Origin of the sequence: Streptomyces sp. NPDC059850, from assembly GCF_042731515.1 — a bacterium.
Lineage (GTDB): Bacteria > Actinomycetota > Actinomycetes > Streptomycetales > Streptomycetaceae > Streptomyces.
Map to the genome: position 1 here is coordinate 90,763 of NZ_JBHWJI010000012.1, position 26,304 is coordinate 117,066.

Genomic DNA, 26,304 nt, shown 5'->3' on the forward strand with positions numbered 1-26,304 from the left:
AGGTACCCGTCGTGCCCGGGGGCGGTTTCCCGATGGACAGCTGTACGTGGATTTCGCCGACCTGCGCGATTGGTCCGCGCCGGTGACCTCTGCTGGCGCGAAATGTCTCCGAAGCTCTCGCCATGTGCCTGCGGTCGCTGCCGGGTTGCGGCGACAGCATTCCGGGTTCACTCGCGGAGCGGACGTGACCGGCGAGGCGGGCGGATCCGGGACGGGCGGTGCGAGGGGGATGGTGGCAGTGAAGGCGGCTCCGGAAGCTTAAGAAGGCGGCGTTCGGGCTGACGCCCCGTACAGCGTCACCGAGCCATGGTCGCCGATGAGGACGTCCGCTGCGACGAGTGCGGGCCGCCAGGCGTGGACGGTCGGCATCAGTAGCAGTCCCGCCTCCAAGGCGACGTCCAGCGCCTCCCGGTATGCCTCCCTGCGGGGTCGGCTGCTGACCACCTCGTCGAAGCATGGGTCGCCGACCAGCAGCGTGCGCCCGGCTGCCTTCGGGCGGGCGGCGAGCAACTGCTCCTCCTGCGCCGGATGGGACACCGCCAGCCAGGCACGCCCTGCCTCCAACAGGGAGTCGTTCACGACCCCCCAGAGCCTGTCGTGCGGACTCCGTGAGTCCGGCACGAGCTTCTGGAATCCGACGCCGTGCGGCAGCACCAGTACCGGGCAGTCGCCTTCCGGTACGTCGATGTTCTCGTTGGCGGAAAGGATCAGGTCAGGGGCGGTGCGCCCCAGCTGCTCCCACGGCATGACCCGGCACCCGGCCTTGCCGAGCGCGCGACCGAGTCCGCTGGTCAGCCTTCATTGAGTCACGGGGGTGAGGTTCTGGGAGGTGCTCGGGACGGGTACAACCTCCGGGCACTGCCGCTGAGTTGGAACGGAGGCGAAGGGCGAACCCGTCGGGCATACTTGCGAACGCGGACCATCCTGCTCACCAGCATGCAAGCCAAGGCCCAGCGCGTTCGAGCGCTGATGCACACTTCCGGGGAACAAGTAGTCATGAATAACCTCCAGCCTTCGGACCCGACGTCCATCGGCGGCTATCCGTTACTCGGCCGTCTCGGTGCGGGCGGCATGGGGCAGGTGTACTTGTCCCGGACGGGTTCGGGTCGGCTGCTCGCACTGAAGACGATCCGAGACGATCTCAGCTCCGAGCCGGGGTTCGAGGAGCGGTTCGCCCGCGAGATACGCAACAGCGACCGCGTCCGTTCGCCGTGGACTGTGACCGTCGTGGACTACAGTGCCCCGGGCCAGCGCCCGCAGTGGCTGGCCACCGAGTATGTGCCGGCGCCGTCGCTCGCCGAATGGGTCGCGGCTCATGGTCCGCTGGAGAAGGCCGCGCTGCTCTCCCTCGCCGCCGAGCTGGGCGGTGCCCTGCAGGCCGTGCACCAGGCCGACCTCGCGCACCGGGATGTCAAGCCCGGGAACATCCTGCTGGCACGCGACCGTCCACGGCTGATCGACTTCGGTGTTGCACGGGCCGCCGACGACAGTCGGCACACCCGCCTCGGTGTCTCCGTGGGCTCCCCCGGATTCCTCGCACCGGACCAGGCCACCGGCGGTGTCGCCGCTGAACCCGCCGACGTGTTCTCGCTGGCTGCCGTGCTGGTCTACGCCGCGACCGGACGTGGCCCCTTCTCACGCGCGGGGGAGCGGATCCCGGCGGCCACCTTGCTGTACCGGGTGGTCCACGAGGAACCGGACCTCGAGGGCGTTCCCCCGGAGCTGGTGCCGCTGCTCACCGCGTGTCTGGACAAGGACCCGGCCGGGCGCCCGACGGCGGCTCAGCTGAGCGGATGGCTGGAGGAGCGGGATGGCGGGATCGGGCGTTGGGCTGAGGAATGTCCGACGGTTCTCGCCGGAAAGCTGACCGAGGCAGAGCATTCGGCGCGCACCCTGGCCGACCTCGCACCCCAGCCCCTCGCGGACCCCTCCATCGCGGCCCTCGCCGGTCAGGAAACGGCCTCGATGGTGATGAGGTCTGACACCGTCCTTTCCACTCCGGCGTCGTCCGAGCCCGCCCGGCGCCGTCGGCCCGCCCGGCTGCTGATCACGGCCACTGCGACGGTCGGCGTGGTGGTGGCCGTCGCCGCCGCCGTTCATTTTGGTACGGAGCGTTCCTCGGCCGAGTCCTCCCCGTCCGGGAAGGGACGGCCGTCCGGTCCGGCTGCCTCGACGACCGCGGGGAAGCCACCGTCCGTCCCGGTCCAGCCCCAGGAGAAGGGCGCGGCACTCAAGGTCATACAGGCCCCGTTCGAGCTGCATACCGGAGCGTCCGTGGTGGCCGGCATCAGGAGCCTGACCATGCAGCAGGACGGCAACCTGGTGGTCCACGACCAACACCGCAAGTCGCGCTGGGCCGCGATGACGGGTGGCAAGGGCAACTCCGCCCGCTTCCAGACGGACGGCAATCTGGTCGTCTACAACAGCGCCGGGAAGTCCCTGTGGTCCTCACGGACCAATGGCCACCGAGGAGCGATCCTCGTGTTCCAGGCCGACGGAAATGTTGTGATCAAATCCAGCGCCTCCACCGTGCTCTGGGAGACCGGAACGGACCGCTGACCGTTCCTTTCGGGCCCGACGATGGTGTCCAGGCACTGCCCCCGGTCTGAGCCCGCGGCGGGCCGTCGTGCGGTGACGGCAATCTGAAGCGCCGCGGCCCAACGCGCCGTGGGCGTAGCTCAGCGCTCCCGGGTCCGGCCTCCGGCTTTTCACCGCCCTGCCCGCGCGCGCAGGGCATCAGCCACGGAGGAGTCCGATGAACATCCGGACATCACGTACCGGACGCAGGTTGGCTGTGGCAGCGGCGGCCGCCGCTGCCGCGGTGGCTTTCGTCATCAGCGTTGTGCCCGAGAGTGCCGCGCTGCTTGTCGAGAACTGGACCGGTGATTCTCCCCACTTCTCCAGTACGGGTGGGCCGGGTGGCAGCCCGTCCGTGGTTTCTCTTTCCGGGGCCGATGACGGGAAGGCGTTGCGGATGCGGCTCAGCACAACGGCAACGGTGTGCCGGATAACGATGAGATCGATGTGGAGGTCCTCTGTGCCCAGCCCCATATGTTGTGGCTGACGCTGTGGACCGATTACGACGACGCGACCGGGGAGGTGCGTAAGATCTCGCGGGTGGTCGATATGCGCACCGGGAAGATCCTCGACAACTGCTACACCACCACGCTCGGCGGAAAGTGCGCGAAGCCGCGAGCAGGCGAGAACAGCCCGGCCGCCGTCAAGCCGATCGCGGGCTTCAATTCGGCGGCCCAGTTCCACACGTACATGTTCGACTGGCAGCCGGATTCGGTGACCTTCTGGACCTATGACGACGGCACCAAGACTGGGACCCGCTGGATGGGCCCGCTCACGATGCGTCCAAGGCCGCCACGACCGCCTACATCGACTCGGCAACCCTGCCTCACTCATAGGGCCCCTCAGATCCTTGACGACGGCGCGGGCCCTCTTCCATTCCCCTGGAGCTGATGTGGCGGGTGGCAGTTGTGCTGTCCGGAGAGGTTGGTGATGCGACTGGCTGGGGTGTGGCCGCTGATTCCGGTGTGGGGTCGTTGGGAGTTGTACCAGTCCAGCCAGTCGGGGAACGCGGCCTGACGTTCGGTCTCTGAGGTGTAAGGCCGGTGGTAGGCCCACTCGTCCAGCAGGGGTGCGGTGGAAGCGTTCGACCATGCCGTTGGTCTGCGGTCGCCAGGGACGGGTGAAGCGTGGGCTGATGCCCAGGTCATGGCAGGTCTGTCGCCAGGTGTCTTGCTGTGGGACCAGGCGTTGCCGGTCAGCACGCGCTGGACGGTCACGTCGCGTTCGGCGAACCAGGCGGGAGTGGTCGTCCAGGGCGGTGTGCAGGTAGGCGTAGCCGGTGCCGGTGCGGTTCTTGCGGCTGGCCGCCCTGCCGAGCGTCTTGTGGCCGCCGCAGTCGGGGATGCGGCCGAGTCTTTGGAGGCGGCGATACCGGTGCGGGCCGCCAGCCGCAGTGGGCCGATGCGGTGTTCACGGCGCCTGTGCAGGACCTGTTCCTCCATGGCGGTGGGCGTTCGGCGCGATGAGCGGTGCGGGCGGCTGGAGCGGTCGTGCAGGCCCGCTGCTCCGTGGCGGCGGCGGCCAGCCGTCGTCGACGACGCACCGGGCCAGACGCAGCCTGCCGGTCGGGGTCAGCGGGGCGTTACGGTGGATCAACGAGGGCCTCCTGTGTCTCGGTGGTAGATGTCGCAATCCACACCGAAACCAGAGGCCCTCGCCTCGTTCAAGCACCACTCGCGGCGCGTCGCCCGTCACCAACGTGCCCGGACAGCACACCTAGAGCTCATCGCGCAGACGGTTTATGATCCGCCGCCACTGCCGGGCTTGCCCCTGTGAGGGGAACCACGCTTCCGCGATCTGAGCGTCCAGGTCGCCGAGCTCATCGAGAGTCTGCGCACGCCTGTCCGCATCGGCGGTCCCGTGCCGAGATGCTGTACGGCTGCTCTGCACGACATCGTGCAGCCGGTGCGCGGCACGGTAGTAGGCGACCTGGGGCCCAGTGAGGCGGCGCACCGCGTATCCGCCGCACTTGCTGCACGGGTCGAACCGCTCGTTGCCCAGCAGCTCCTCAATGGTCACCATCTCGTCGTGGCGGCCGACCCCGCGCCGCGGCCGCTGGTGGGCGCAGCCGGGGGAGTGGGCCCGGCCCTGGAAGCGGCCGGCCGCGTCCGTGGTGTACGCCTGCACCGAAGCGAGGACACCGAGCGGAAGACCCGAGCCATGGGACCAGTCGCTGTCCGAGACGGACTCGAAAGGTTCCAGGTCCAGCTGTTCCATCGCCAGCAGACCGTCCCACACAGCAGGTACGAAGGGGAGGCGCGGACGGTTCCACTCGTCGTATCCCACGGAATCAAGATCACGCAGGTCCGCCACGGAACGGGCGAGAGCCAGGGACCTCAGCGCATGACTGGCGTCGTCACGCGCCTCGCACAGCCGCATGAGCACCCGCTCACCCTCGGCCATGCTCAGGCCGTGGCCGAACGCCTCATCATGCGGGTCGTACACGGGAGAGGGCCACACGCTCGCGCTCTCAGGGGAGCTTTCGGACGTGGCCTTCAGGCGGCTCCTGAACAGTTCATCGGGCAGGTCACTCGCGCCGGCGAGGATGACGCCCTGCCAGCCGGTGGCGCATCGCTGCTCCAGAACACTCAAGCTCACCACCTCCATGCCGGTGTCGACGCCGAGCACCGCATACAATTGCTCCGCACCCCGCATCGTGCTGCGCAGCGCGCGCAGATGTTCCACGGTCAGCAGGCGGCGGCCATGGACCGGGGTGTCGTCGAACACCCCAGGCCGCAACCCCTCGCTCGCCACAGGAAACGGTTCCGTCCCGGCTACGGCCTGCGACGCCTCGTGAGCCGGTGCACTGTAGGAGAGCTCGCACTGTGGGGACAAGAGACAGGCGGCCACCGCCCCAGGTACCCGCACCGTGATGGCCAGCTGCGCCAGCTGCCCCCAGTCCACGGCGACCATGTACGACGCGAGCACACCCCGCTCCCACTCACTCAGCCGATCAAAGAACGACTCACGGCCGTCACGCTCGGCCAGAGCTCCGGCGGGCACCCGCGCCACAAGAACATGTTCATCGCCCCCGCCGGCCATGACCGCCCGGGCCTCCTCCTCCCACGCGCTCAGCAGCACCCGGGCGCGCTGCAGCATCTCGTCGTATCCCTTGCGCCGACGGCTCATCCCGCTCGCCAGGTGGTGGACGAGGTACTCATGCTCGCCCGGATGATCCCAGTTGTTCTCCACCGTGCTGCGCCACCGCTGCCACAACGACGTCAACTTCGCCGCTGCCTCGGTGGGGGTACCCAGCGGCGCGAAAGCCGGGTCATCGGCGGGGACGTCCGGCTCCTCCATGGCCGAAACCGCTGCCGCCAGCACGAGCGAGTCCGGGGCGACCAGCTGTCCGGCCTGGGCACGCAACGCTTCCAGACGGTCGGCTTTGCGCCGCACTCCCGCCGTTCGTCATCCGCCTCGTCCTCACCGTCGGCGGGGTCACTCGCCTCGCTGCCCGATGGGGTCCGGATGAGTACGGACGCCGCGTGGCCCACATCTCCGTCGCTGAAGGTGTCCTCGTCCGCCTCGTGATAGCGGTCCAGCTCATACAGCAGCCCCAGACCCGTCACCGCATCCAGGAAAACGGCGAGCCCCGTCCCGGGACGCGCCCAGGAGCCGTACGCCGCGCACTGGGGACACAACCGGCCGACCGTCGAAGCCTCCAGCCGTACCTCCCGCTCGGTGACGCGAGCCGAACGCAGATAGGAGCACGAAGGCTTGGCATGCAGCTTCGCTTGCTTGCCCTGCGCCGACCACACGGTGACCCAGGAGCCCTCGAACGGACCGAGCGGCACATCTGACGTCAGCAGACCGTATGTCACACAAACCTCCCGTATAGCGGTGGTCGTGAGCCTAGCTGTGGCCACTGACACCGACACGCGGCCGCCTGCTGACCCACCTGATGTGGCGGTTCCGGCCGGAAGAGGAGCGGACGAACGAGCGGTTGTGGACGGCGCCGGTGTGCCCGTGGCGGGCGAGGTCGCTGGGCGCGCTCAGTGGTGCTGGGGGAGCAGGATGCGGAAGGGGGCCGCCGCCGCGACCGGAGAGGGGCACGGGGCGACCAGCCGTGCCGCTTCCCGCTCGAGGACGCGGCTGGACAGGTCGCCGTCCGCGATGGTTGCCGCGGTGGTCTCGATCCGGCGCAGCGGGCGCAGCCCGGCGCGCACGGCGAACCATCCGGCTACGTCGAGCAGCGCCAGCACCACGGAGTCGATCACCAACACCCGGATACCGAGCTGTCTGATCGTCGCGTTGACCTGGGCGAGCGAGCCACCGACGACCACGCTGCGGCCGTGCTGCCCCGGCGCGTCGAGCAGGGGCAGCGCGGGAGCGCTCCGCGCGGCCGGGTGGATGACCCGCAACACACGGCCGTTCGGGCTGAGGCAGGCGAGAAAGACATCGCCGGTCAATTGCTGCTCCACGGTGTCGCGTACCCGCGGTGCCTGATCGCCCGCCACCGCGGGCAGGTCGGTCGCGTTCCCCCGGTACACCGACAGCCAGGTCGCACTCCTCAGGACGACGATATCCTTGCCGGCGCGCTCGTCGACCAGCCGCTGGTAGAACTCCAAAGGTCGTTGCCGAGCGGAGTCAGGCCGAGTATGCCGCGTTCGGACGGTCAGATGTGCATGGAGCCACGGTCGATGTCCGGCCCGGTGACGTCGCCGAGGTACCAGCGCTGACGCTGACGGCGTCGTCAGCCTGGTCGATACGGACCATCTCGGTACCGAACTCCACGCGCCCGCCGAGCTCTTCGAGGCGTTGCCGCAACGCGAACTCGACGTCGAACTGGCCGATCCAGAGTGCGTCGGGATATGGCGTGTGAAAGGAGTCCGGCGCTCGAACCGAGATCGACGGCTTGTCCACGATCGCGCCGGACGGTTCGTGAAAATGCATACGGAGCTTGGCGATTCCGTTCCGCAGGACGTGGCCGACGGCGCCGAGGTCGTCGAGCACTTCGAGGGAGCGGGGTTGGATGGCCTTGGCCCTCGTGGCGCGGTTCGGGACCGGGCCACGCTCGACGATGCGGTGGGCGACCCCGCGGCGGCCGGGATCGCGGGCCAGGGTCAGGCCGAAGCTCACAGAAACTCACAGCAAAGCCAGCTGCGGCGAGGATCGGGTCAGTCCCGCCCCCGGCCGGTCAGGGCGGCCGAGGTGGCGCGGGCGAAGGCGTCCGGATTGTCCAGCATGATGTTGTGGCCGCAGTCCGGGATTGGGACGACGGCCACCCCCGCCGCGGCGAGCGCGTCCGCGCCGGGGAGCGGGCCGTCGGCCTCGGGCAGCAGATAGGCGCGCGGAACCTTCAGGTCCAGCAGGAGTTCGCGCATGGTCGGGACGGTGCCTCGGGTGAGGTTGACCGCGCTGCGGTGCAGGCCCTCACGGCCCGCGAGGCGCATCGTGGACCACCAGTGGGGCCCGACCCGGTCGCGGACCCCCTCCCAGCCACCGGCCAGGAACTCCGCCTCGGAGTACGCGGCGATGCCGCTGCTGCCACCGGAGCCGGACACGCGCGGAATCGGGTCGAGGTTGGCGTCCACCAGCACCAGGCGCGAGACCAGGTGCGGGTGGCGGGCGGCCAGGACGATGGCCACCGAGCCGCCCATGCTGTGGGCGATCACCTCCGCACCGGTGACCCGCGCGGCGCCCAGCGCCTCGGCGAGGGCGTCGGCGTGCGCCTCCAGGGTGTAGCCGAAACCGGTCGGGCGGTCGCTGATGCCATGACCGAGCAGGTCGATCAGCAGCGAACGGTGACCGGCCAGCAGCGGGTGGAGGGCGATCTCGGCGAAGTAGGCGGGTGACGTGGCGCCCAGACCGTGAACGTAGACGCGGGAGGGTTCCCGCCCCGGCAGCTCGACCCAGCGGATCTGGTCACCCTCGGTCGTCACAACGGCGTTACGCACAGTCCGGCTCCCCTGTCATCACATCGGTCGAGAGATGAGAGTAATCGCCGGACGCCGTAGGCTCGGGCTTTCGCTCGACGTCGTCAGGGTCCACCGGGTGTGAACGGCCCGGACCAGGCGGTCCGGGCCGTTCACCTGACCGGGGCGGGGACGCGCGTCAGCGGCCGTCGAGGGTGAAGCGGTAGAGCTTGTTGTTGTGGCCGCTCAGGCCCTCGCCCACGTTGGAGATGTAGTAGCCGGAGCCCCAGTACAGACTGCCGTCGACCACGGCGGGTCCGCCGAAGACGGAGCCGCCGCTGGCGAAGTCCCACCGGATCTTGCCGGTCTCGGCGTCCAGCGCGTACATGTTGGTGCCGCCCGGCGCCGACGAGCCCGCGTACATCACGCCATTGGCGCTGGTCACGAAGGAGTCGTCCAGCCACTGGCCGTCTTTGCCCTGCGGGTCGGCGGTCTGCCACTCGATCTCGCCGGTGGCGGCGTCGAGCGACACGAAGAAGCCGCTGTTGATGGTGGTCTTGGTGCCGTCGGCCGCGGTGATGGTGTAGGGCAGGTGATCACCGTTGCCGATACCGGCGAAGATGTGCTTCCCGTCGGTGGCCGTGCCCCACAGGATGCCGCCCAGCGGCCCGCCGGGGCCCGCCTGCGTCTCCCACACGACCTTGCCGGTGGCCGGTTCGAGGGCGTAGTAGACACCGCTCTTCTGCCCCACTCCGAGCAGGTCGGTCCGCTTGCCGTCGATCGTGGTGGTGTAGAGGTTCGGAGCGGAGCCGAAGTCGAAGTCCGGGGCCTGGTTGGGCTGGTACATCATCCAGGTGTCGGCGGTCAGGGTGTGGTGAGCCCACTTGAGCTTGCCGGTTTTGAGATCGAGGGCGAGGACACTGTCGAAGTGGTTGTCCTTGTCCGGCGGGGTGCAGTCGGTCTGCTTGGGATTGAGGCAGACACCCGGCGGAGAGGTGTAGTTGTTGCCCGTGCCCACGAAGAGCAGGCCGGTCTTGTGGTCGACCACGGGCTGGCTGCCCCACACGGCGGCGCCGGTGTACCCCTTGGGGAGGGTGTACGTCTTCCACAGGATCTTGCCGGTCTTCGCGTCGATGGCCAGCACCGAGCCGCGGAACTTCGGCTCGTCGTGGAGGGTCGACGCCTTGGAGGACGTCCCCACGTAGATGACGCCGTTGTCCACGGTGGGGGAGGAGGTGATGACGGTCGTCGGATCGTCGTCGACCTTGGTCTTCCAGCGCTTTTCGCCGGTCTTCGCGTCGATGGAGATGAGGTAGGCGCTCTTGGCCTCGGGCGTCATCAGCGTGCCGGTGCCGATGAACAGGTCGCCCTTCCAGTACGCGGGACTGGTCCGGGAGATGTCCCCGGCGATGCCGTCGTAACTGGTGATGGTGTTCGACCAGACCTCCTTGCCGCTGTCGGCGTCGACGGCCCAGAGCTTGCCGCCCCAGTCGGGCACGTACACGGTGCCGTTCACGACGGTGGGGGTGGCGGAGACATCGCCCGCGGTGGTGAAGGTCCACTTCGGCGCCAGTCTGCCCACGTTCTTCGGGCCGACGGTGCGCTCGGTGGCGGCGTGGTGGGTGTTGTGGTTGTTCTGTCCCGCGCTGCGCCAGTCGGACTTCGCGGGGACACCTCTGTCCTGGGCGGGCTTGCCTGTGGACTGGGCGGGTTCGCCCGTGGACTGAGCGGGCTCGACGCCGCTCGCGGCGGGTGCGCCGGTCGACAGGGTGAGTGCGGCGCAGGTGGCCGCCGCGACGGCCAGCCGCCGCCACAGCTTCCGGCCCTGACCGGGCCATCGGCTCGTACCGGGTTTCATGGAGTGCTTCCCTCGTTCCCTCTGGACGCCTTGGGTGGAGTGTCCGGCGGAGTCGCCGGCCACGTGTGGTGGGGGCGGCTCGGCTACCGCGCGGACACGTCCGCGGAGGCGTCGGCCCAGTCGGCGGCCCGTACGTCGATGACACCGGGCGTGTCGTCGGCGCCGATGGCCCTGCCGGAGAGCTGCTGGAGGAAGTGGCGCGCGGGCGCGTTGCGCCGGGTGGGCGAGAAGGGCAGACGCAGGGCGTGGCAGCCGAGCGCACCCGCCTCGGCGCTGAGCAGCCGCAGCATCCGCGTCTCCACCCGGCGGTTGAGGACCCGGCAGCTGAGCAGGAAGACGGGAACGTGCAGGGTGTCACCGTCGGCCTCCGCCACCACGAGCCCGACCGTGCCGTAGTCGCCGAACACATCGCGGACCCGCACCATCCAGCCATGGCCGCCGCCGTCCAGCAGCTGCCGCAGCTCCGGCACCGTGAAGGCGGTGCCCGCCAGGGTGAACTGCGTGGTGCGGGTGGTCAGTTGGGCCGCCCGCTCCAGCAGGGAGTCCGGCAGTCGCTCCATCGTGACCTCGATGGCGCAGCGGGCCAGGAACTCCTCGTAGTCGCGGGCGGACCGCTCCAGGGCCCGGCGCTCCGGCTCGGCCCCGTACCAGTCGGCCCGCAACCGGTCCTCGTCCGTCACCGTGAGCTGGTCGAAGGCCGCCTCACGGGCCAGCTGGCCCGGTGCCGCGGCCGCGTCCCTGGTCAGCTCCACCACGGCGACCTCGGGTAGCTGGGCGCGCACCGACGCGCATTCCACCGCGTCGTCGTCCACGAAGACGAAGGAGTTCAGTGCCAGCCCCAGCTCCTCGGAAAGCTCCGCCAGATACCGGGCCTTGGGCTCCCAGCCGATCCGGTGGGAGGTGATGTCCGGCAGGGTGAGGACCATGTCCGGATGGTCGGCGAACACGGCCTGGACATCGGCCTCTTCGTTACGGCTGCACAGGCACAGCAGCTTGCCCCGCGCGCGCTGGTCCCGCATGAACTCCTGGACCGCGCGGCGCCCCGGGCCGATCTCCACCCCGCGCGGCCCGTCCTCGCCGCACACCCCGGACCACAGCGTGTTGTCGCAGTCGAGCACCACGACCTTGCGGGGCCTGCGCCACGTCGTCGCGGCCATCCGCGTCAGCCAATCGGCCAGCGCGTCCAAGTACGCGTCGGTGTACGGCAGATGGGCGATGCGGTCGGCGTACTCGTCGTGGGTCTCCGGCACGCCGTAGCGGTCGGCGAGGCCGTCCAGCGGGATGAGGTGCACACCGGGCAGCGGGCCGACGGTGTCGGTGATCCGCCGGGTGGCGGAGCCGATCCACCGTGCCCCGGCGGGGTCGGCCAGGGCACCCGGCGACGGCGGGGCCAGGGCCACCAGCCAGGTCGCCGCGGAGCGGGTGGGCGAGGCGGACAGCGCCGACAGCAGCTCGTCCAGGAGCCGGACGTCGCCCCAGGGGTCCTCGGCGCCCCGGACCAGGTCCTCGACCCGCAGCAGCACGACGTTCACCCCGGTGTGGGTCAGCAGCACACTGCCCGGGTCGAGCAGCGGCTCCACGATCTGGCCGTACGGTGCCGCCACGACCGTACGGTCCGTCCCCTTCAGCGCGTGGTCCATCGCGGCCCTGAGCCCGTCCGCGGTGAAGGTCGCGGCGAGGACGATCCCCGGACGCTTCGCGCCGCTCATCCCGCCCGGCCGTCCAGATGGGCGCGGACGGCCTCGGCGAGTTCCGCCGCGGTCGTGTCCTTTCCGAGCGCGTGCACGGGCAGCTCCACGTCCAGTTCCCGCCACAGGCGCGACAGCACGCGCACCGCCCGCATCGAGTCCCCGCCGAGCGCGGCGAAGGGGATGTCCGGGGCGACCGCGTCCAGGCCCAGCACCCCCCGGAACGCCTCCAGCACCGAGTCCACTTCGTTCGTTTCCCTCACGAGAACACCCTCGTTCCGGCCACGATCGGCCAACGCATATGGCAGAAAGGTGAAGCATCCCCATCGGCCGTCACCACACGGCCGGATCTGGAGCGTAAGGATCGCTCACCGGACGCCGCAACTGCGTTCACGGCGGCGGACGTTCACGTAACGTGGTCAGCACCTCGGCTACAATCCACCGCCTGCCAGCAGCCGAAACAGAAGAAGGAACCATGCGTAAAAACGGGTTGGCCAGCCTCGTTCCCTTTTACTTCATCATCCTGATCGACAACCTGAGTGTCAGTCTCATCATTCCGGTGCTGATTCCCATCTCTTATGACGCCCATACCGGCATCATGAGCAGCGGAGGAACCAGCACCCGCGACCTGTTCTACGGAGTCGCTATCGGCAGCTATTCGTTAGCCATGTTCCTCGGCGCACCGCTGCTCGGCTCCCTGTCCGACCACTTCCGCCGCAAGAAAACCCTGTCCCTGTGCCTGCTGGGGCTGGCACTGGGCTACGCGCTGACCATCTGGGCCATGCTGCGCCGGGACGTCTACATGTTCGTCGCCGGACGGGTGATCGGCGGTCTCTTCTCCGGCAGCCTGCCGGTCGCCCAGGCGGCCATCCTCGATGTCACGCCGAAGGAACGCCGGGTGAACTCCATCGGGCTGATCATGTTCTGCGTCTCGACCGGATACGTGGTGGGCCCGCTCATCGGCGGCTACCTCAGCGACCCCACCCTGGTCTCCTGGTTCACCCTCAAGACCCCGTTCATCTTCGTCGCCGGTGCCACACTGCTGAACCTGCTCATCCTGCTCGTCGCTTACCGCGAGGCCCCGGCGCCGAAGCCCGCGGGCCGCATGGCCTTCCCGAACCCCGTGAAGCACCTGATGGAGTCCTTCTCCTTCCCCGGGGTCAGGCTGCTCTCCGCCGTCCTGCTCTTCATGTCGCTGGGCTGGACGGCCTTCTTCCAGTTCATCGGCCTGTATCTGACGGCGAACGAGGGCTTCGACCAGCGCGGGGTCACCAACCTGATCTCGGTGGTCGGCGTCGGCCTCGCGGCCGCCTTCCTCTCCCTGGTGCCGCTGTCGATGAAGTACCTCAAGCCACATGTCGCGGTGACCGGCGCACTGGCCGGGATGGCCGTGTGCATCGCCGGTACCGCGCTGACCGGCTCGTCGATCGCGCTCTACGCCCTGTGCCTGGTGGGCGCGGTCACCTACGGCATCTCGTACAGCGGTCTGGTGGGCATGATGTCGGCGGCCGTGGCCGACAGCCACCAGGGCTCCGTCATGGGCACGGCCGGTGCCACCGCGGCCATCTCCGCGGGGCTGTCCGGCGTCGTCTTCGGCATCATCGACGGGTCGAGCGCGGTTCCCATCTTCTCCGCGGCGGCCTTCGTCGTCCTCGCCTTCGCGCTCATCGCCGTGCGGGGGATGGGCGGCAGCGGCGCCCAGGGGGCCGAGGAGGGCGCGGATACGACCTCCATGGTCTGACCGCGTTCCCGCCTGTCCGTCACCGCCCGGCCGGGACCGCGTCGAGGGCGTCCTCGCCGATGATCCGCGGGACCCCATCGGCGGGTCCGGCGGCCATCAAGCGGCGTACGAGTCTCGCAGCCACCGGCTCCACCGGCCCGGCCGTCTCCCGGGCGCTGGGCGAGTTCGTCTGCTCGGTCCGCAGCATCCCCGGCCGGGCGAGGAGGAACGCCACCCCGGGGTGGTGCCGGGCGGCCCAGTGGACCAGGCCCTCGACGGCGGACTTGGCCGCGACGTAGTGCGGCCAGTCCCGGGGCGGTTCGCGCAGGGCGGCCGAGGAGATCACCAGGCACCTGCCCCGCCCGGGCTCCAGGAGGTCCAGCAGCCCCGCCATGGGCGCGCTGACCAGCCGCGTCGAACCGGTCAGGAACGCGTCCATCCGGTCCAGGTCGGTCGGTACCAGGCCAAGGGTGTGCAGGGGCGGGGCCGCGCTGCAGACCAGGAAGTCGAGCCGGCCGCCCGCGCGCTCGACACGGGCGCGCACCTCGCCGCTCCAGCCCGGGTCCGCGGCGTCGCCGGGTACGGAGTGCAGGCGGCCCGGCAGCCCGTCGCCGTCGGCCCGCAGAGAGTCCGGAAGGGCGCCCCGGTGCCCGACGTAGACCTCGCACCCCTGCGACGCCAGCGCCAGGGACAGGGCCGCGCCCAGCCCACGGCTGCCGCCGACGACCACGGCCGAGGTGCCCCGCAACCGGGTGGACGGATTCAGATGCGTGCCCAGCGCGGCCGACGTGGCCAGGGGAGCGGGCGTACGTACCACCGCCTCGATCTCGGCCTCGGCGACGACCTCGCCGTCCGCCGTGATCTCCCCGCCGATCGACACCAGCCCGAAACGGTGGTCGGTATGGAGCACGCGGGCGGTGTACGACAGCCGCGCGGGGCCGGAGGCCGTGACCGGAAGGAACCGCAGCGCCACCCGCCCGAGGAGGCAGTTCTCACCCGGCAGCCGCATCCCGCCCAGATAGCCCGCCCACAGCAGGCAGGCCAGCGGCGTCCGCCCGAGCAGCCGGGAGGCGGCCGGGAACCGCTCGCACAGCGCGTCGATCCCGTCCGGGCCGTACGCGCCGGACACCGTGGTGCCGGGCGGCAGATCCGCGATCGTGTGCGGGGCCGCCGACTGCTCCGGTGGTACGGGAAGCGGATCCAGGCCCGGCGGGGCGCCGGGGCGGATCCGCACGGTCAGACAGGTCCGGTCGCCGTCGAGCAGCCAGTATCGGCCACCGTCGAGTGTGTCGGAGCGGTAGCGCACCCCGGGGAAGACGGGGTTGCCGAAGTCGGCCTCGACGGCCGTCACCCCCGCCGCGTCCGGCGCCTGTTCGTCCAGCGTCGCCAGGGCCGCGAGGACGCCGTGCGCGACGGTTCGGCCGAACGGTGTACGGCGGGCGTAGCCGGGGGAGCGGTGCAGCGGGTTCCGGTCGCCGCTGATCCGGGCGAACAGCGCCACGTCGTGATCCGAAAGCAGCACGTGGATACCTCCGATGAGCGTCGTCGAACGGACGCCGTGGACGGGGTGAGTATCGCGGACGCCGGGGTGTTCAACCGCGGCACGGAAGCAGTTGAACACCTGACAGGAACGAAGGCGACCGTGCACGGTGGTGACAAATGATCGCCGCACGGCATCATGGGATTTTCCAGAGGCCTGGGCGGGCGAAAGGTCTGTACGCATGACGCAACGTCAGGCGAGCGCCTACGAAAGCTTTCAGTGGCACCGGTACCACCAGAATCCCGATGACCCGGGACTCACCATCAGCTACGTTTACGCGTTGACCGGCGATGTCGACATCAGCCGTCTCGACGGCGCATTACGAGAGGTGGTTTCGACCGCCTTTCCGCGCCTTCTCTCCTATTTCACCGACGTCGGCGGAACGCTCATGGCGCGCGGCCGTCCGGCGCCCCGCCGGATAGTGCGGCGCTGCGAGCGGGAGGACGAACTCCTCGACCCCGGCGGCATCGATCCCACCGGCCGGGAGCTGTTCCGCTTCCGGTGCTGGCAGGCGGGTCCGGAAGAGCTGTGGCTGCGCCTGGACTTCAGCCATGTGGTGTTCGACGGTGGCTGCTACGCCCCGTTCATCGCCGCGCTCAGCGCCTGCTGGCAGGGGGACGCGCCGGTGCGGGAGCGGTCCTTCGGCGCGGTGGGGGAGACCGCCGCCGCCGAGGACGAGGCCTACTGGCGGTCGATGCTGGCGGGCCGACGGCTGCACCAGCCGCTGCCCTTCTCCTCCGCTGAGCCCCAGCCGACCGGCCGCGCCATCGCGGTCAGGGAAACGCTCACCGGCGAGCGGGCCGACGTCATCCACCGGTTCCTGCGCCACCACGAGCTGACCATGCTCCAGTTCGTGGTGGGCGTCACGGGTGCCCTGACGCACACGTACGGCGGCGACGATGACCGGAGCGTCGTGGTCGCGCACACCGTGGACACCCGGGCGTACGGAGCCCCCTACGGCTGCCACACCAATCTGCTGCCGCTCTGGCTGGACGTCTCGGCGGAGCGGCCCGCGCTGTCGGTGTTCGAACAGGTCCGCACCCGGCGCGAGGAGCTGAGGGGCCACCAGGGCTTCCCCACGCTCGACCTGCTCGCCCTGGCCACCACCGGGCAGGGAGCCACGGCGGATCTGGGGCACAGCGTCCTCAACCTCGTGGTGAACGCGTCCTCCGCCATGCTGCCGACCGCCGTGCCGCAGCTGCGGGGGCTGGAGGTGTCCTGGGTCCGCAAGCCCGAGACCGGCAGTTCGAGCGAACTGAGCGTCAACTTCAGCTCCGACGAGCAGGGCATCCACCTCTCCTTCGACTCCTCCACGCGCGTGATGTCGCCACCGGCCCTGTCGGCGCTGGCGACCAACTTCTGCCGCCTGGCCCGGTTCATGGCCACCGAACCGCACCGCCCGCCGTCACGGTGCGACCTGTCGCGCCCGCCGGAACCGGTGGCCGAGGGAGCCCTACGGACCGCCCCGGACACCCAGGGCCTGGGCGAGGCTCTGATCGCCACCGCCGGGCGGGAGCCGGACCGGGTGGCCGTGGTGGACGACCACCGGTCACTCACCTACGGCGAACTGCTCGGCGCCACGCACCGGCTGAGCGGCGACCTGGCGGGGTCCGGGGACGGGCCGATCGGCGTCTTCCTGGAGCGGTCGGCGGCGATCCCGGTCGCCTACCTGACCGCGCTCGCGCTGCGGCGTACGTTCGTACCGCTGGACCCCGGCTTGCCGGACGCCCGGCTCGCGTACATGGCGAAGACCGCCGACCTGGGCGTGATCCTGGTGGACGCGGCGACCCGGGACCGGGCGGCGCGGCTGTTCCCCCACATACGGACGCGGGAAGTGGACGGAGCCCCGGCGCCCGGTGCCTACGATCCGTTTCGGCCACCGGTCCCCACGGACGAGGACCGCACCGCCTACGTGATGTTCACCTCCGGGTCGACCGGCACCCCCAAGGGCGTGGCGGTGAGCGAGCGCGGCCTCGCCAACTTCCTGCACTCCGTGCGGGAGGACCCCGGCATGGGCCCGGACGACCGCATCGTGGCCCTGACGCCGATCGGCTTCGACATCTCGCTGCTGGAGATCCTGCTGCCGCTGCTGTGCGGCGCGAGCGTCCAGGTGCTGTCCGAGGAGGCCAGGACCAGCGGGGCCCTGCTCGCCGAGAGCGTCGACGGCAGCGGGGCCACCGTCGTCCAGGCCACGCCGTCCACCTGGCGCATCCTGAAGGCCACCGGATGGCGGGCCGCCCGGCCCATGACCCTGCTGTGCGGCGGGGAGGCCCTGGACCGCGACCTCGCGGAGTATCTGCTGAGCCAGGGCGCGGACGTCTACCACATGTACGGGCCGACCGAGGCGACCATCTGGGCGAGCTGGCAGCGCGTCACGGACGCCCGGCGCGTCCACCTGGGAGAGCCCGCGCAGCACACCCGGTACTACGTGGTGGACGCCGACGGGCGGTCCGTCGCCCCGGGCATGCGAGGCGAGCTGCTGATCGCGGGCGACTGCGTGGCCCAGGGGTATCTGAACGCCCCGTCGGCGGCCTTCGGCGTGCTGCCCGACGGCACGCCCTCCTACCGGACCGGCGACCTGGTCCACTACGAAGGGCCGTCGCACCTCACCTACGTCTCCCGCGACGACGGCCAGCGCAAGGTCAACGGCCACCGGATCGAACTCGGCGAAGTGGCGGCCGCGGTGACCGCCCAGGCGCCGTCCGCCACCGTCGTCGCCGTCGTCCGGCCGGAGCCCGAACCGCACCTGCGCTGCTTCGTGTGGCTGCCCGCCACCGAGGACTTCGACGCCGGGGCGGTGCGGGAGCGGTGCCGGGACACGCTGCCGTACTACATGGTGCCGCAGGCCGTGCACCGGCTCCGCGAGATCCCGCTGACGGCCAACGGCAAGACCGACGTGAAGAAGCTGGCGGAGGCGCCCCTGTCCTCGCTGGGACTGTACCCGGAGGACGAGACGTCGCCGCCGGATCGGGCCCCGCGCGAGACCGGCGGGACGGGACCCGGAGACCTTCTCTCCGAGCTGCGACAGCTCGTCGCCGCCGAACTGGGCCTCGCGCCACCGGACGCCGACCGGCCCCTGGGGTATCAGGGCGTCACCTCGCTCGGCTACAACATCCTCGCCACGAGGATCAGCGAACGCTACGGAGTCGTCGTCCACGCGCACGACTTCTACCGCCTCAACACCCTGCGCAACGTCGCCGACACCGTCGTCCGGCAGGCCGGAGACCGGCGGCCCGGCCAGGGGCAGGACATCCGGCCGACGGCCGCGCCACGCCCGGGGACGGACCCGGCCGCACCCGGCGCCGACGACCGCCTGGCCATCGTCGGACTCTCGGCGGTCCTGCCCGGCGGGCCGGACCCCGACGCGTTCTGGCGGACCCTGGTCGACGGCAGGGACTGCGTCACACCGGCCGGTGGCGAACGCGGCCTGCCCGGCGAGGTCGCCGGATTCCTGCCCGGGGTCAAGGGGTTCGACGCCCGGTTCTTCTCCATCTCACCCCTGGAAGCCAGCTGGATGGACCCACGGCAGCGGCTGCTGCTGCAGTCCGTCTGGCACACGCTCGAAGACGCCGGGTACGCCCCGTCCGAGCTGAGCGGATCGCGCACCGGCTGCTACATGGCGGCCACCGGCAACGACTACGCGCTGCTCCAGGCCAGGGCGGACGCCCGGCAGATGCCGTACTCGCTGGTGGGGCACTCCATGAGCCTCATCGCGGGCCGCGTCTCCTCCTGGTTCGACTGGCACGGCCCCTCGACGACCCTCGACACCGCCTGCTCCGGCTCCCTGGTGGCGCTGGTCAAGGCGTGCCGCGATGTGCGCGCCGGGGTGTGCGACGCGGCGGTGGTGGGCGGGGTGAACCTCATCCTCGACACCCAGATCAACGAGGGGCTGCAGGCGGCGCGGTTCCTGTCGCCCGACCACCGGTGCGCGGCCTTCGACGCCTCGGCCAATGGCTACGTACGTGGTGAGGGGTACGGAACCCTCCTGGTCAAGAGGCTGGACGACGCCCTCGCCGACGGCGACGCCATCCGCGCCGTGGTCGAGAGCGTGGCGGAGAACCACGGCGGCCGCGCCAACTCGCTCACCGCCCCCAACCCCAACGCCCAATACCACCTGCTGCTCGACGCCTACACCCCCGAACTCGCCGCCCGCACCGGCTACATCGAGACGCACGGGACCGGGACGGTGCTGGGCGACGCCATCGAGATCGACGCCCTCAAGCGGGCGTGGGCGCACCTGGTGCCGGAGCCCGCCGGGCGCCGCGTACGGCTCGGCGCGGTCAAATCCCACATCGGCCATCTGGAGCCCGCCGCCGGAATCGCCTCCGTGACCAAGGTGATCAAGGCCTTCGAACACCGGACCCTGCCGGGCAACCTCCACGTCCAGGAACTCAACCCGGGCATCGCCTTGGAGGACACCCCCTTCGAGGTGCTGCGGAAGACGGTCCCCTGGGACGACGGTGACCGGCTCACGGCCGGGATCAGCAGCTTCGGCTTCGGCGGCACCAACGCCCATGTCGTCCTCTCCTCGCCACCGAGCCGTCCTGCCCGTCCTGCCCGGCGCGGCACCCGCGCGCAGAGCCTGCTGGTGCCGCTGTCGGCGCGTACCCCACAGGCGCTGCGCAGGCTCACGGCCACGTTGCTGGACCACATCGAGCGGGCCGGGCGGCTGTCGGACGAGGACCTGCTCGACGTGGCGTACACCCTGTGCCGCCGTGAGCCCCTGGCGTACCGCCAGGCCTGGTGTGTCTCCTCCGGCGAGGAGCTGGTGCGCGTGCTGCGCACGGCGGGCGAGCCGGTCCACGCACCACCGGCGGAGCGGGAACCCGCCCCGCAGCGCCCGAGTCCCGAGCTGGCCCGCGAGCGCTATCTGTCCGGCCAGCCCGTCGACTGGCAGGCACTCTTCGCGAACGTCGAGCCGCGCAGGCTGCGGCTCCCCGCCTATCCGTTCGACGAAACGGACCTCTGGTTCACGGATGGGGGACGCACACCATGACGACCGTGGACGACACGGTGGAGCCGGTGCCCCTGCTAGCGGCCGGTGAACCGGGCGGCTTCCGGGCGCGGATCGGCCTCGATCACACGTACCTCCGGGAGCACCTCGTACGAGGGCGGCGCGTCCTGCCCGGTGTCGTCAGCCTGGAGATGGCGCTGCACGGCGCCGCCCGGCTCCACCCCGACAGGCAGACGTTCGCCATCAGGGATGCCGCCTGGTTGCGGCCGATTCCCGGCGATGAGCCGCTGGACGACCTCTCCCTGGCCTTTCGCTCCGCACCCGACGGGATGTCGGTGGACTACACCGTCAGCAATCGCGGCGCGCATTGCGGTATGGGCACGCTCCTGCTGGAAAGACAGGACCGAGCGCCTGCGGTGGGCCTGGACGTACGGGACACGATCTGCGCGAACACCCGGTCCCATCTCACCCGGCGGGAAATCTACGCGGAGTTCTCGCACATGGGCATCGACTACGGCCCCTACTTCCGCCGCATCACCTATGTGCAGCGGCACGGGCAGTCGTCACTGTCCTGGCTGTCCCACAACGACGGCACCCGGATGGGCCTGGTCAACCTCCTCGACTGCTCCTTCCAGTCGGGCATGGCGATCTCCATCGGAGAGCATCGCGACAGCTTGATGCCCTTCTCCATGGGGCATATGGTCTTTCACGCCTCGCTGCGCTTTCCCGTAGCTTCTGCTTTCGTCCTGACGGAAAAGCTCTCTCCGTTCAGAACGCACTGCACGGTATTCGATGAGGATTACGAACTGCTTCTCTCGGTCTTCGACCTCGGTGTGAAATCCTAGGCATAGGGGACTTCGTTGAGTAACGATGAACGACACAGTGGAAATGCCGTGTCCGGCAGCGCGCTCCCCGATGTCTCACTGGTCCAGGGTGCTTCCGTGGACCGGATGGTGTTCGCCCCGCAGTGGACACACGGCCGACTGGACCCGCCACGGCCCGCCGCAAGCCGAGCCGCCGACGATGGCCCGAAGACCTTTCTGACGCCGCCCGGACAGCACGGTCTCCACCGGGAACTGACGGAGGAGTTCCCGCGCGGCAGGGTCCTGCGGCTCGACGGCGCGGGGCTGGCCGAGCTGGCCGCCGCCCCGGCCTCCGCCGATGAACACGCTGCTGAACACCTGGTGTTCGTCAGCCGCACCTCATGGGCCGAAGGGGTGGCGGACGACGAGGTCACGGCCTTTCTCCGGCTCGTCCACGTCCTCGACCGGCGGTCCCGGGTCCGGCTCGACGTGTTCACCGACAAGGCCGTGCCCAGCCCGCTGTTCACCGCCGCCACCCACCCCGTGGACGGGGTGTACGTCGGCCTGTCCCAGACCCTCGCCAAGGAGCGGCCCGAGTGGGCGGTGCGGACCTTCTGCCTCGCCGACCTCACCGCGTCATCGCTGTCCCGGGCCCTGGACCGGCCGCTGCCGACGGTGCCGGGCAAGCCCGTCTGCGTACGCGGCGACGACTACGCCGTAGCGTCGATGGGACCGGCGTCCCTCGGCGGAACACCGCCCCGCACGGCGCTCCGGACACACGGCACCTACGTCATCCTGGGCGGCACCGGCGGGCTCGGTGGCCTGCTCGCCGAGTACCTGGCCGCCGCCTACCAGGCCGAGGTGGTCGTCGTCGGCCGCCGCCCGGCCGAACACTTCGCCGCGACCCGGGAGCGCCTGCGCGAGCTGGGCGCCCGCGATGTCCACTACCACCGGGCCGACCTGTCCGACGGCCCGGCTCTCCGGCGCGCCCTCGACGCCCACGAGGTCATTCACGGCGTCGTGCACTCCGCGCTCGTCCTCCAGGACTCCACCCTCGCCACGATGAGCGAGGAGGTGCTGTGCGACGTACTGCGTCCGAAGCTGCACGGCACCCGCCACCTGGTGGACGCGCTGCGCGGCAGGGACCTCGACTTCTGCCTCTTCTTCTCCTCCGTCCAGGCGTATATCGCCAGCGCGGGGCAGGCCAACTACGCCGCCGCCTGCGTGGCCAAGGACGCCTGCGCGGACCTTCTCCACCAGGCGCTGCTGATCGACGCCAAGGTCGTCAACTGGGGCTACTGGGGCGGGATCGGCGTCGTCGCGAAGCCGGAGTACCGGGAACGGATGGAGCGGCTGGGGATCGGCTCGATCGAACCGGCCGAGGGGCTGGCGGTCATCGAGCGGCTCCTCGCCGCCGAGCACCGACAGATCACCTGTGTGAAAGGGACGGACGAGGCGTTGGAGCGCATGGGCATCACACCGCATGACTGTGCAGATGTGACGGAAGTCCTCGACGACGTGGTCCCGGCATTCACCGGCGACGACGCGGATGTGGCGCGCAACCGGGACCTCTCCGAGCGGCTGGAGGCGTACGCGCGGTGGCGGCTGCACCAAGTGCCATTGCCGACGACGACGATCGCCAAGTACGCGAAGCTGCGGGAAGCCATCGGCGCGATGCCCCCGGCGTCCTCCCTGCCCCGGTCCGAAATCCTGCGTGCGTACCCGGAGTTGGAAGGACATCTCGCGCTGCTCGACCGGTGTGTGGAGCAGCTGCCCGACGTGCTGAGCGGTGCCACCGACCCGCTGGACGTGCTCTTCCCCGACGGTGGCTTCGACCTCGTCGCGCCCGTGTACCAGAGCAACCCCATCGCCGACTACTTCAACCGGATCTGCGCGCAGGTGGTCGCCGCGTACCAGCGCCGCTCTCCGGGGCGCCCGCTGCGCGTCCTGGAAGTGGGCGCCGGGACCGGCAGCACCACCCGGTTCGTCCTGCCGGAGCTGGACCCGCGCGGGGTGAGCTACCACTTCACCGACCTGTCGTACGCGTTCCTGAACAAGGCCCGGGACGCCTTCGGCGACTACCTGTTCCTCACCTACGAGATCTGCGACATCGAGAACCCGCCCGCGCAGTACACCGGCTCCTTCGACGTGGTCGTGGCCACCAATGTCCTCCACGCGACGTCGAACGTGCCCGGCACACTCCGGAACGTGCGCAGGGTGCTGCGGGAGGGCGGCATCCTCGTCCTCAACGAGATCACGGCCCGGCAGGACTACGCCACGCTGACCTTCGGGCTCACCGACGGCTGGTGGCTCAGCGACGACCCGTACCGGATCGAGCACAGCCCCCTGCTCGACGGCGACCAGTGGCGCACGCTGATGCACGAGGCGGGCTTCGGCGCCGTGCGGCCCCACGGCGGGGACGGACAGCAGGTCATGGTGGCCCTGGCGGGCGCGGCAGACGAGCCGGATCCGGAGCCGGAATCGGCGGTGGTGGTCGGTGATGTGCGGGAGGAGGTGGAGAAGTTCGTCCGTGGAGTGATCGCGGAGACGATGCGCTTCGAGTGGGACGAGGTGGAGCGTGAGCGCCCGTTCCGGGACATGGGGATCGACTCGCTGATCTCCATGGAGTTGTTGAAGCCGTTGCGTGAGCGGGTGGGGTATGTGCCCGCCACGGTGTGGTTCGAGTTTCCGACGGTGGCGCGGCTGGTGGAGTATCTGGTCACCGAGAACGCGGACGCGGTACACACCGCGTTCCCCGCCACGCAGCCGCGACCCCAGGCGCAGCAGCACGACGAGGCTCCGGCCCCGGCCGCACCCACCGCCGATGTCCGCCACGTCGAGCCACGGCCCGGGGACATCGCCATCGTCGGCATCGCCGCCCGGCTGCCGAAGGCACGCGACGCCACGGAGTTCTGGGACAACCTCTGCGAAGGCGTGGACTGCACCTCACCCATCCCTCCGGAGCGTTTCCGCGAGCGCCTGGTGGACGGCCCCGAGCCCGTCTCCTACACCGAACGCGGCGCCTTCATCGACGACATCGACGCGTTCGACCACACCTTCTTCTCCATCACACCCCGCGACGCCGCGCGGATGGACCCGCAGGAACGCCTCGTACTGGAGCAGACCTACCTGGCGATCCTGGACGCCGGATACAGCCAAAGCAGGCTCGCGGGCAGCGACACGGGAGTGTTCGTCGGGGTCATGAACGGCGGGTACGCCTGGCACACGGCCACCGAACGCGGCGCAGAACCGCCCACCTCGACGTTCTGGTCGATGGCCAACCGGGCCTCGTACCACTTCGACTGGCACGGGCCCAGCATGGCCGTCGACACCGCATGCTCGGCATCGCTGACCGCGCTGCACCTCGCCTGCCAGTCCCTGCGCACGGGGGAGTGCGACCGCGCCGTCGTCAGCGGCGTCAACCTCATCACCCACCCACGCCAGTACCGGTTGCTGTGCGGGCTGGAAATGCTCTCGCGCACCGGGGAATGCAGGCCCTTCGGCGCCGGGGCCGATGGTTTCGTGGACGGCGAGGGCGTCATCAGCCTGGTGCTCAGGCCCGCCGAGGACGCCGTACGCGACGGGGACCGCGTCTACGCGCTCATCAGCGGCTCCGCGGTCAACGCGGGCGGCCGGGCCAACGGCTACACCGCGCCGAACCCCGAGGCGCAGCACGCGCTCGTCACCAAGGCCCTCGCGGCGGCGGACACCTCCCCCGAGGAGGTCGGCTACGTCGAGGCCCACGGCACCGGCACCGCACTCGGTGACCCCATCGAGCTGCGGGCCCTCACCAAGGCCTACGCGGCGGCGGGGACGCGGCGCATCCGGCTGGGATCGGTGAAGTCCAACGTCGGCCACCTCGAATCGGCGGCCGGTCTGAGCGGAGTGCTCAAGGCGGTGCTCCAGATGCGCCACGGCACCCTGGTGGCCTCGTTGCACGCGGAGCGCACCAACCCGCACCTGGACTTCGCGGACACCCCGTTCACGCTCAGCACGGAGCGCGAGAGCTGGCCCGAGGCCCTTCCGCTGGTGTCCGCCGTCAGCTCGTTCGGCGCGGGCGGCGCCAACGCGCATGTACTGCTGCGCGGGGTGCCCGAGCAGATTGCCCCCACAGCCGCCGCCACGGGCCCTGGGCGCGACTGCTACGTCATCCCGCTGTCCCATCACACCAGCGCCGGACTGCAGTTGGCCATGGACGAGCTGCGGCAGTGGCTGGACGGGCGCCGGGTCGACATGGACGCCCTCGCCTACACCCTCGCCTGCTGCCGCGACACCTTCCCGCACCGCGTGGCCATCGTCTGCCGCACCCAGGACGAACTCGTCCGTGGCCTGGCGCAGGACCTGCGGCAGCGGCCGAAGCCCGTGGCCACGGCGGTACGGGCGGTGGAGGAGCTGTCGGCCCGTACCGCCCCGGACGTCGCGGCCCTGTACGAGTCGGGCGGCACCCCGGCCTGGGACACCTACTACCCCCGGCGCACCCCCGTCGAGCTGCCCGCGTATCCGTTCCTGCGCCACCGCCACTGGATCGACTCCGTGGAGTCCGGCTTCCATGGTCTCTCCTCGCTGGTGTCCGCCCACCGGATCGACGGCGTGACCATGGCACCGGCGGCCTGGACGCTCGCGGTCCTCGCCGGGCGGGCGGCGGGCAGCGCCCTCGGAAACGTGCTGTGGCAGAAGCGGATCACCGACCCCGAGGCCGTCGAGGTCCGGGAGCACGGCCGCGAGCTGTCGCTCGTCGACCGCGCCACCGGCGCGGTGCACTGCACGGCCGAGGTGATGGCTCCGGCGGCGGTGGGCGGCCCGCCCGACCTGCCCTCCGGCGCCCGCAGGCAGGACGGTCAGGAGGTTTACGCCACCTTCCGGCGACTCGGCTACGACTACGGCGAACCGCTGCGCTGCGTGCGCTGGGCCGAGGTCGGGGCGGGCGCGGTACGGGCCTTCCTCCACGCGGACCGCGACTGGGGATACGGCCTGTCGCCCGCGCTGCTGGACAGCGGCATGCAGCTGTCCCTCCTGCTCGCGGCCGAGGAGGCACCGGGCGGGTCCGTGTTCGTCCCGTACCACCTGGGTCGGCTGACCGTCGTACGGGCCCCACGGGACGAGGCGGTGTACTGCGTCTGCGTGGCCCGGCCGGGCGGCCACTCCCAGCGGTCCCGCGTCCATGACATCTTCTTCACCGACCGGCACGGCGAGGTTCTGGTGGCCTTGGAGGAGGCGGTGTCCGTGGCCGTCGGGCGGCCGGAGCCCGGTCCGGAGCCTGGTCCGGCGCCCGCCTCCGCCCCCTTCACCGTCTTCGAGCTGAACTGACG

The 26,304-nt window shown here is 70.5% G+C and carries 15 protein-coding genes and 2 pseudogenes; 6 read left to right on the top strand and 11 right to left on the bottom strand.

Annotation, left to right across the window (positions count from 1 at the left end):
* Window positions 1–267: 267 nt before the first annotated feature.
* Window positions 268–789 (bottom strand): annotated as a pseudogene (locus ACFV9T_RS12530) (hypothetical protein); the annotation flags it as partial.
* A gap of 207 nt (window positions 790–996) precedes the next feature.
* On the opposite strand from ACFV9T_RS12530, the gene ACFV9T_RS12535 reads away from it, so the two are divergent.
* The gene (locus ACFV9T_RS12535) at window positions 997–2,559 is read left to right on the top strand and encodes a protein kinase (protein ID WP_385439165.1); all 1,563 of its coding nucleotides are present in this window, start codon (window positions 997–999) and stop codon (window positions 2,557–2,559) included.
* A 177-nt stretch (window positions 2,560–2,736) separates the two neighbouring features.
* On the opposite strand, the gene ACFV9T_RS12540 is transcribed toward ACFV9T_RS12535, so the two are convergent.
* The gene (locus ACFV9T_RS12540; RefSeq protein WP_385439310.1) at window positions 2,737–2,988 is read right to left on the bottom strand and encodes a hypothetical protein; all 252 of its coding nucleotides are present in this window, start codon (window positions 2,986–2,988) and stop codon (window positions 2,737–2,739) included.
* Between the two features lie 12 nt (window positions 2,989–3,000).
* Between ACFV9T_RS12540 and ACFV9T_RS12545 the strand changes: the two genes are divergently transcribed.
* Window positions 3,001–3,468 (top strand): hypothetical protein, encoded by a 468-nt coding sequence (locus ACFV9T_RS12545; RefSeq protein WP_385439312.1) that lies wholly within the window; start codon window positions 3,001–3,003, stop codon window positions 3,466–3,468.
* Here ACFV9T_RS12545 and ACFV9T_RS12550 read toward each other — a convergent pair.
* The 8 genes and pseudogenes from ACFV9T_RS12550 to ACFV9T_RS12585 all read right to left on the bottom strand — a co-directional run bounded on the left by ACFV9T_RS12550 (window position 3,420) and on the right by ACFV9T_RS12585 (window position 12,241).
* Window positions 3,420–4,173, bottom strand: a pseudogene (locus tag ACFV9T_RS12550) (integrase core domain-containing protein). The gene ACFV9T_RS12545 and the pseudogene ACFV9T_RS12550 sit on opposite strands and share 49 nt — an antisense overlap.
* Before the next feature lie 120 nt (window positions 4,174–4,293).
* Window positions 4,294–5,973 carry a hypothetical protein gene (locus ACFV9T_RS12555; RefSeq protein ID WP_385439167.1) on the bottom strand — a complete coding sequence of 560 codons (1,680 nt, stop codon included), beginning with the start codon at window positions 5,971–5,973 and terminating at the stop codon, window positions 4,294–4,296.
* Between the two features lie 596 nt (window positions 5,974–6,569).
* Entirely contained in the window at window positions 6,570–7,145 is a 576-nt protein-coding gene (locus ACFV9T_RS12560) for a HAMP domain-containing protein (protein WP_385439169.1), read from the bottom strand.
* 19 nt (window positions 7,146–7,164) lie between these two features.
* Window positions 7,165–7,656: an FAD-dependent monooxygenase gene (locus ACFV9T_RS12565; RefSeq protein ID WP_385439172.1), complete on the bottom strand. Its 492-nt coding sequence runs from the start codon at window positions 7,654–7,656 to the stop codon at window positions 7,165–7,167.
* A 38-nt stretch (window positions 7,657–7,694) separates the two neighbouring features.
* Window positions 7,695–8,474 carry an alpha/beta fold hydrolase gene (locus ACFV9T_RS12570; protein ID WP_385439174.1) on the bottom strand — a complete coding sequence of 260 codons (780 nt, stop codon included), beginning with the start codon at window positions 8,472–8,474 and terminating at the stop codon, window positions 7,695–7,697.
* Between the two features lie 157 nt (window positions 8,475–8,631).
* Window positions 8,632–10,290: a PQQ-binding-like beta-propeller repeat protein gene (locus ACFV9T_RS12575; RefSeq protein ID WP_385439175.1), complete on the bottom strand. Its 1,659-nt coding sequence runs from the start codon at window positions 10,288–10,290 to the stop codon at window positions 8,632–8,634.
* An 83-nt stretch (window positions 10,291–10,373) separates the two neighbouring features.
* On the bottom strand, window positions 10,374–11,999 hold the full coding sequence (locus ACFV9T_RS12580) for an HAD-IIIC family phosphatase (RefSeq protein WP_385439176.1): 1,626 nt from the start codon (window positions 11,997–11,999) through the stop codon (window positions 10,374–10,376).
* Complete coding sequence (locus tag ACFV9T_RS12585; RefSeq protein WP_385439179.1) at window positions 11,996–12,241, bottom strand: acyl carrier protein; 246 nt, start codon at window positions 12,239–12,241, stop codon at window positions 11,996–11,998. The genes ACFV9T_RS12580 and ACFV9T_RS12585 overlap by 4 nt, the downstream gene beginning before the upstream one ends.
* A 212-nt stretch (window positions 12,242–12,453) precedes the next feature.
* Here ACFV9T_RS12585 and ACFV9T_RS12590 point away from each other — a divergent pair, with 212 nt between their 5' ends.
* Window positions 12,454–13,719 carry an MFS transporter gene (locus ACFV9T_RS12590; protein WP_385439181.1) on the top strand — a complete coding sequence of 422 codons (1,266 nt, stop codon included), beginning with the start codon at window positions 12,454–12,456 and terminating at the stop codon, window positions 13,717–13,719.
* A 19-nt stretch (window positions 13,720–13,738) separates the two neighbouring features.
* Here ACFV9T_RS12590 and ACFV9T_RS12595 read toward each other — a convergent pair whose 3' ends face one another.
* Window positions 13,739–15,220: an SDR family NAD(P)-dependent oxidoreductase gene (locus tag ACFV9T_RS12595; protein WP_385439182.1), complete on the bottom strand. Its 1,482-nt coding sequence runs from the start codon at window positions 15,218–15,220 to the stop codon at window positions 13,739–13,741.
* Window positions 15,221–15,419: 199 nt separating this feature from the next.
* Between ACFV9T_RS12595 and ACFV9T_RS12600 the strand changes: the two genes are divergently transcribed.
* Genes ACFV9T_RS12600 through ACFV9T_RS12610 form a run of 3 tightly spaced genes read left to right on the top strand, consistent with a single transcriptional unit; the run spans window position 15,420 to window position 26,302 of the window.
* A complete protein-coding gene (locus tag ACFV9T_RS12600) occupies window positions 15,420–20,234 on the top strand; it encodes a beta-ketoacyl synthase N-terminal-like domain-containing protein (protein WP_385439184.1) in 4,815 nt (1,604 codons plus the stop codon).
* Window positions 20,235–20,239: 5 nt separating this feature from the next.
* Window positions 20,240–21,037 carry a polyketide synthase dehydratase domain-containing protein gene (locus ACFV9T_RS12605; RefSeq protein WP_385439187.1) on the top strand — a complete coding sequence of 266 codons (798 nt, stop codon included), beginning with the start codon at window positions 20,240–20,242 and terminating at the stop codon, window positions 21,035–21,037.
* A 48-nt stretch (window positions 21,038–21,085) separates the two neighbouring features.
* Window positions 21,086–26,302 carry a beta-ketoacyl synthase N-terminal-like domain-containing protein gene (locus ACFV9T_RS12610; protein WP_385439189.1) on the top strand — a complete coding sequence of 1,739 codons (5,217 nt, stop codon included), beginning with the start codon at window positions 21,086–21,088 and terminating at the stop codon, window positions 26,300–26,302.
* The last annotated feature ends 2 nt before the right edge of the window (window positions 26,303–26,304 follow it).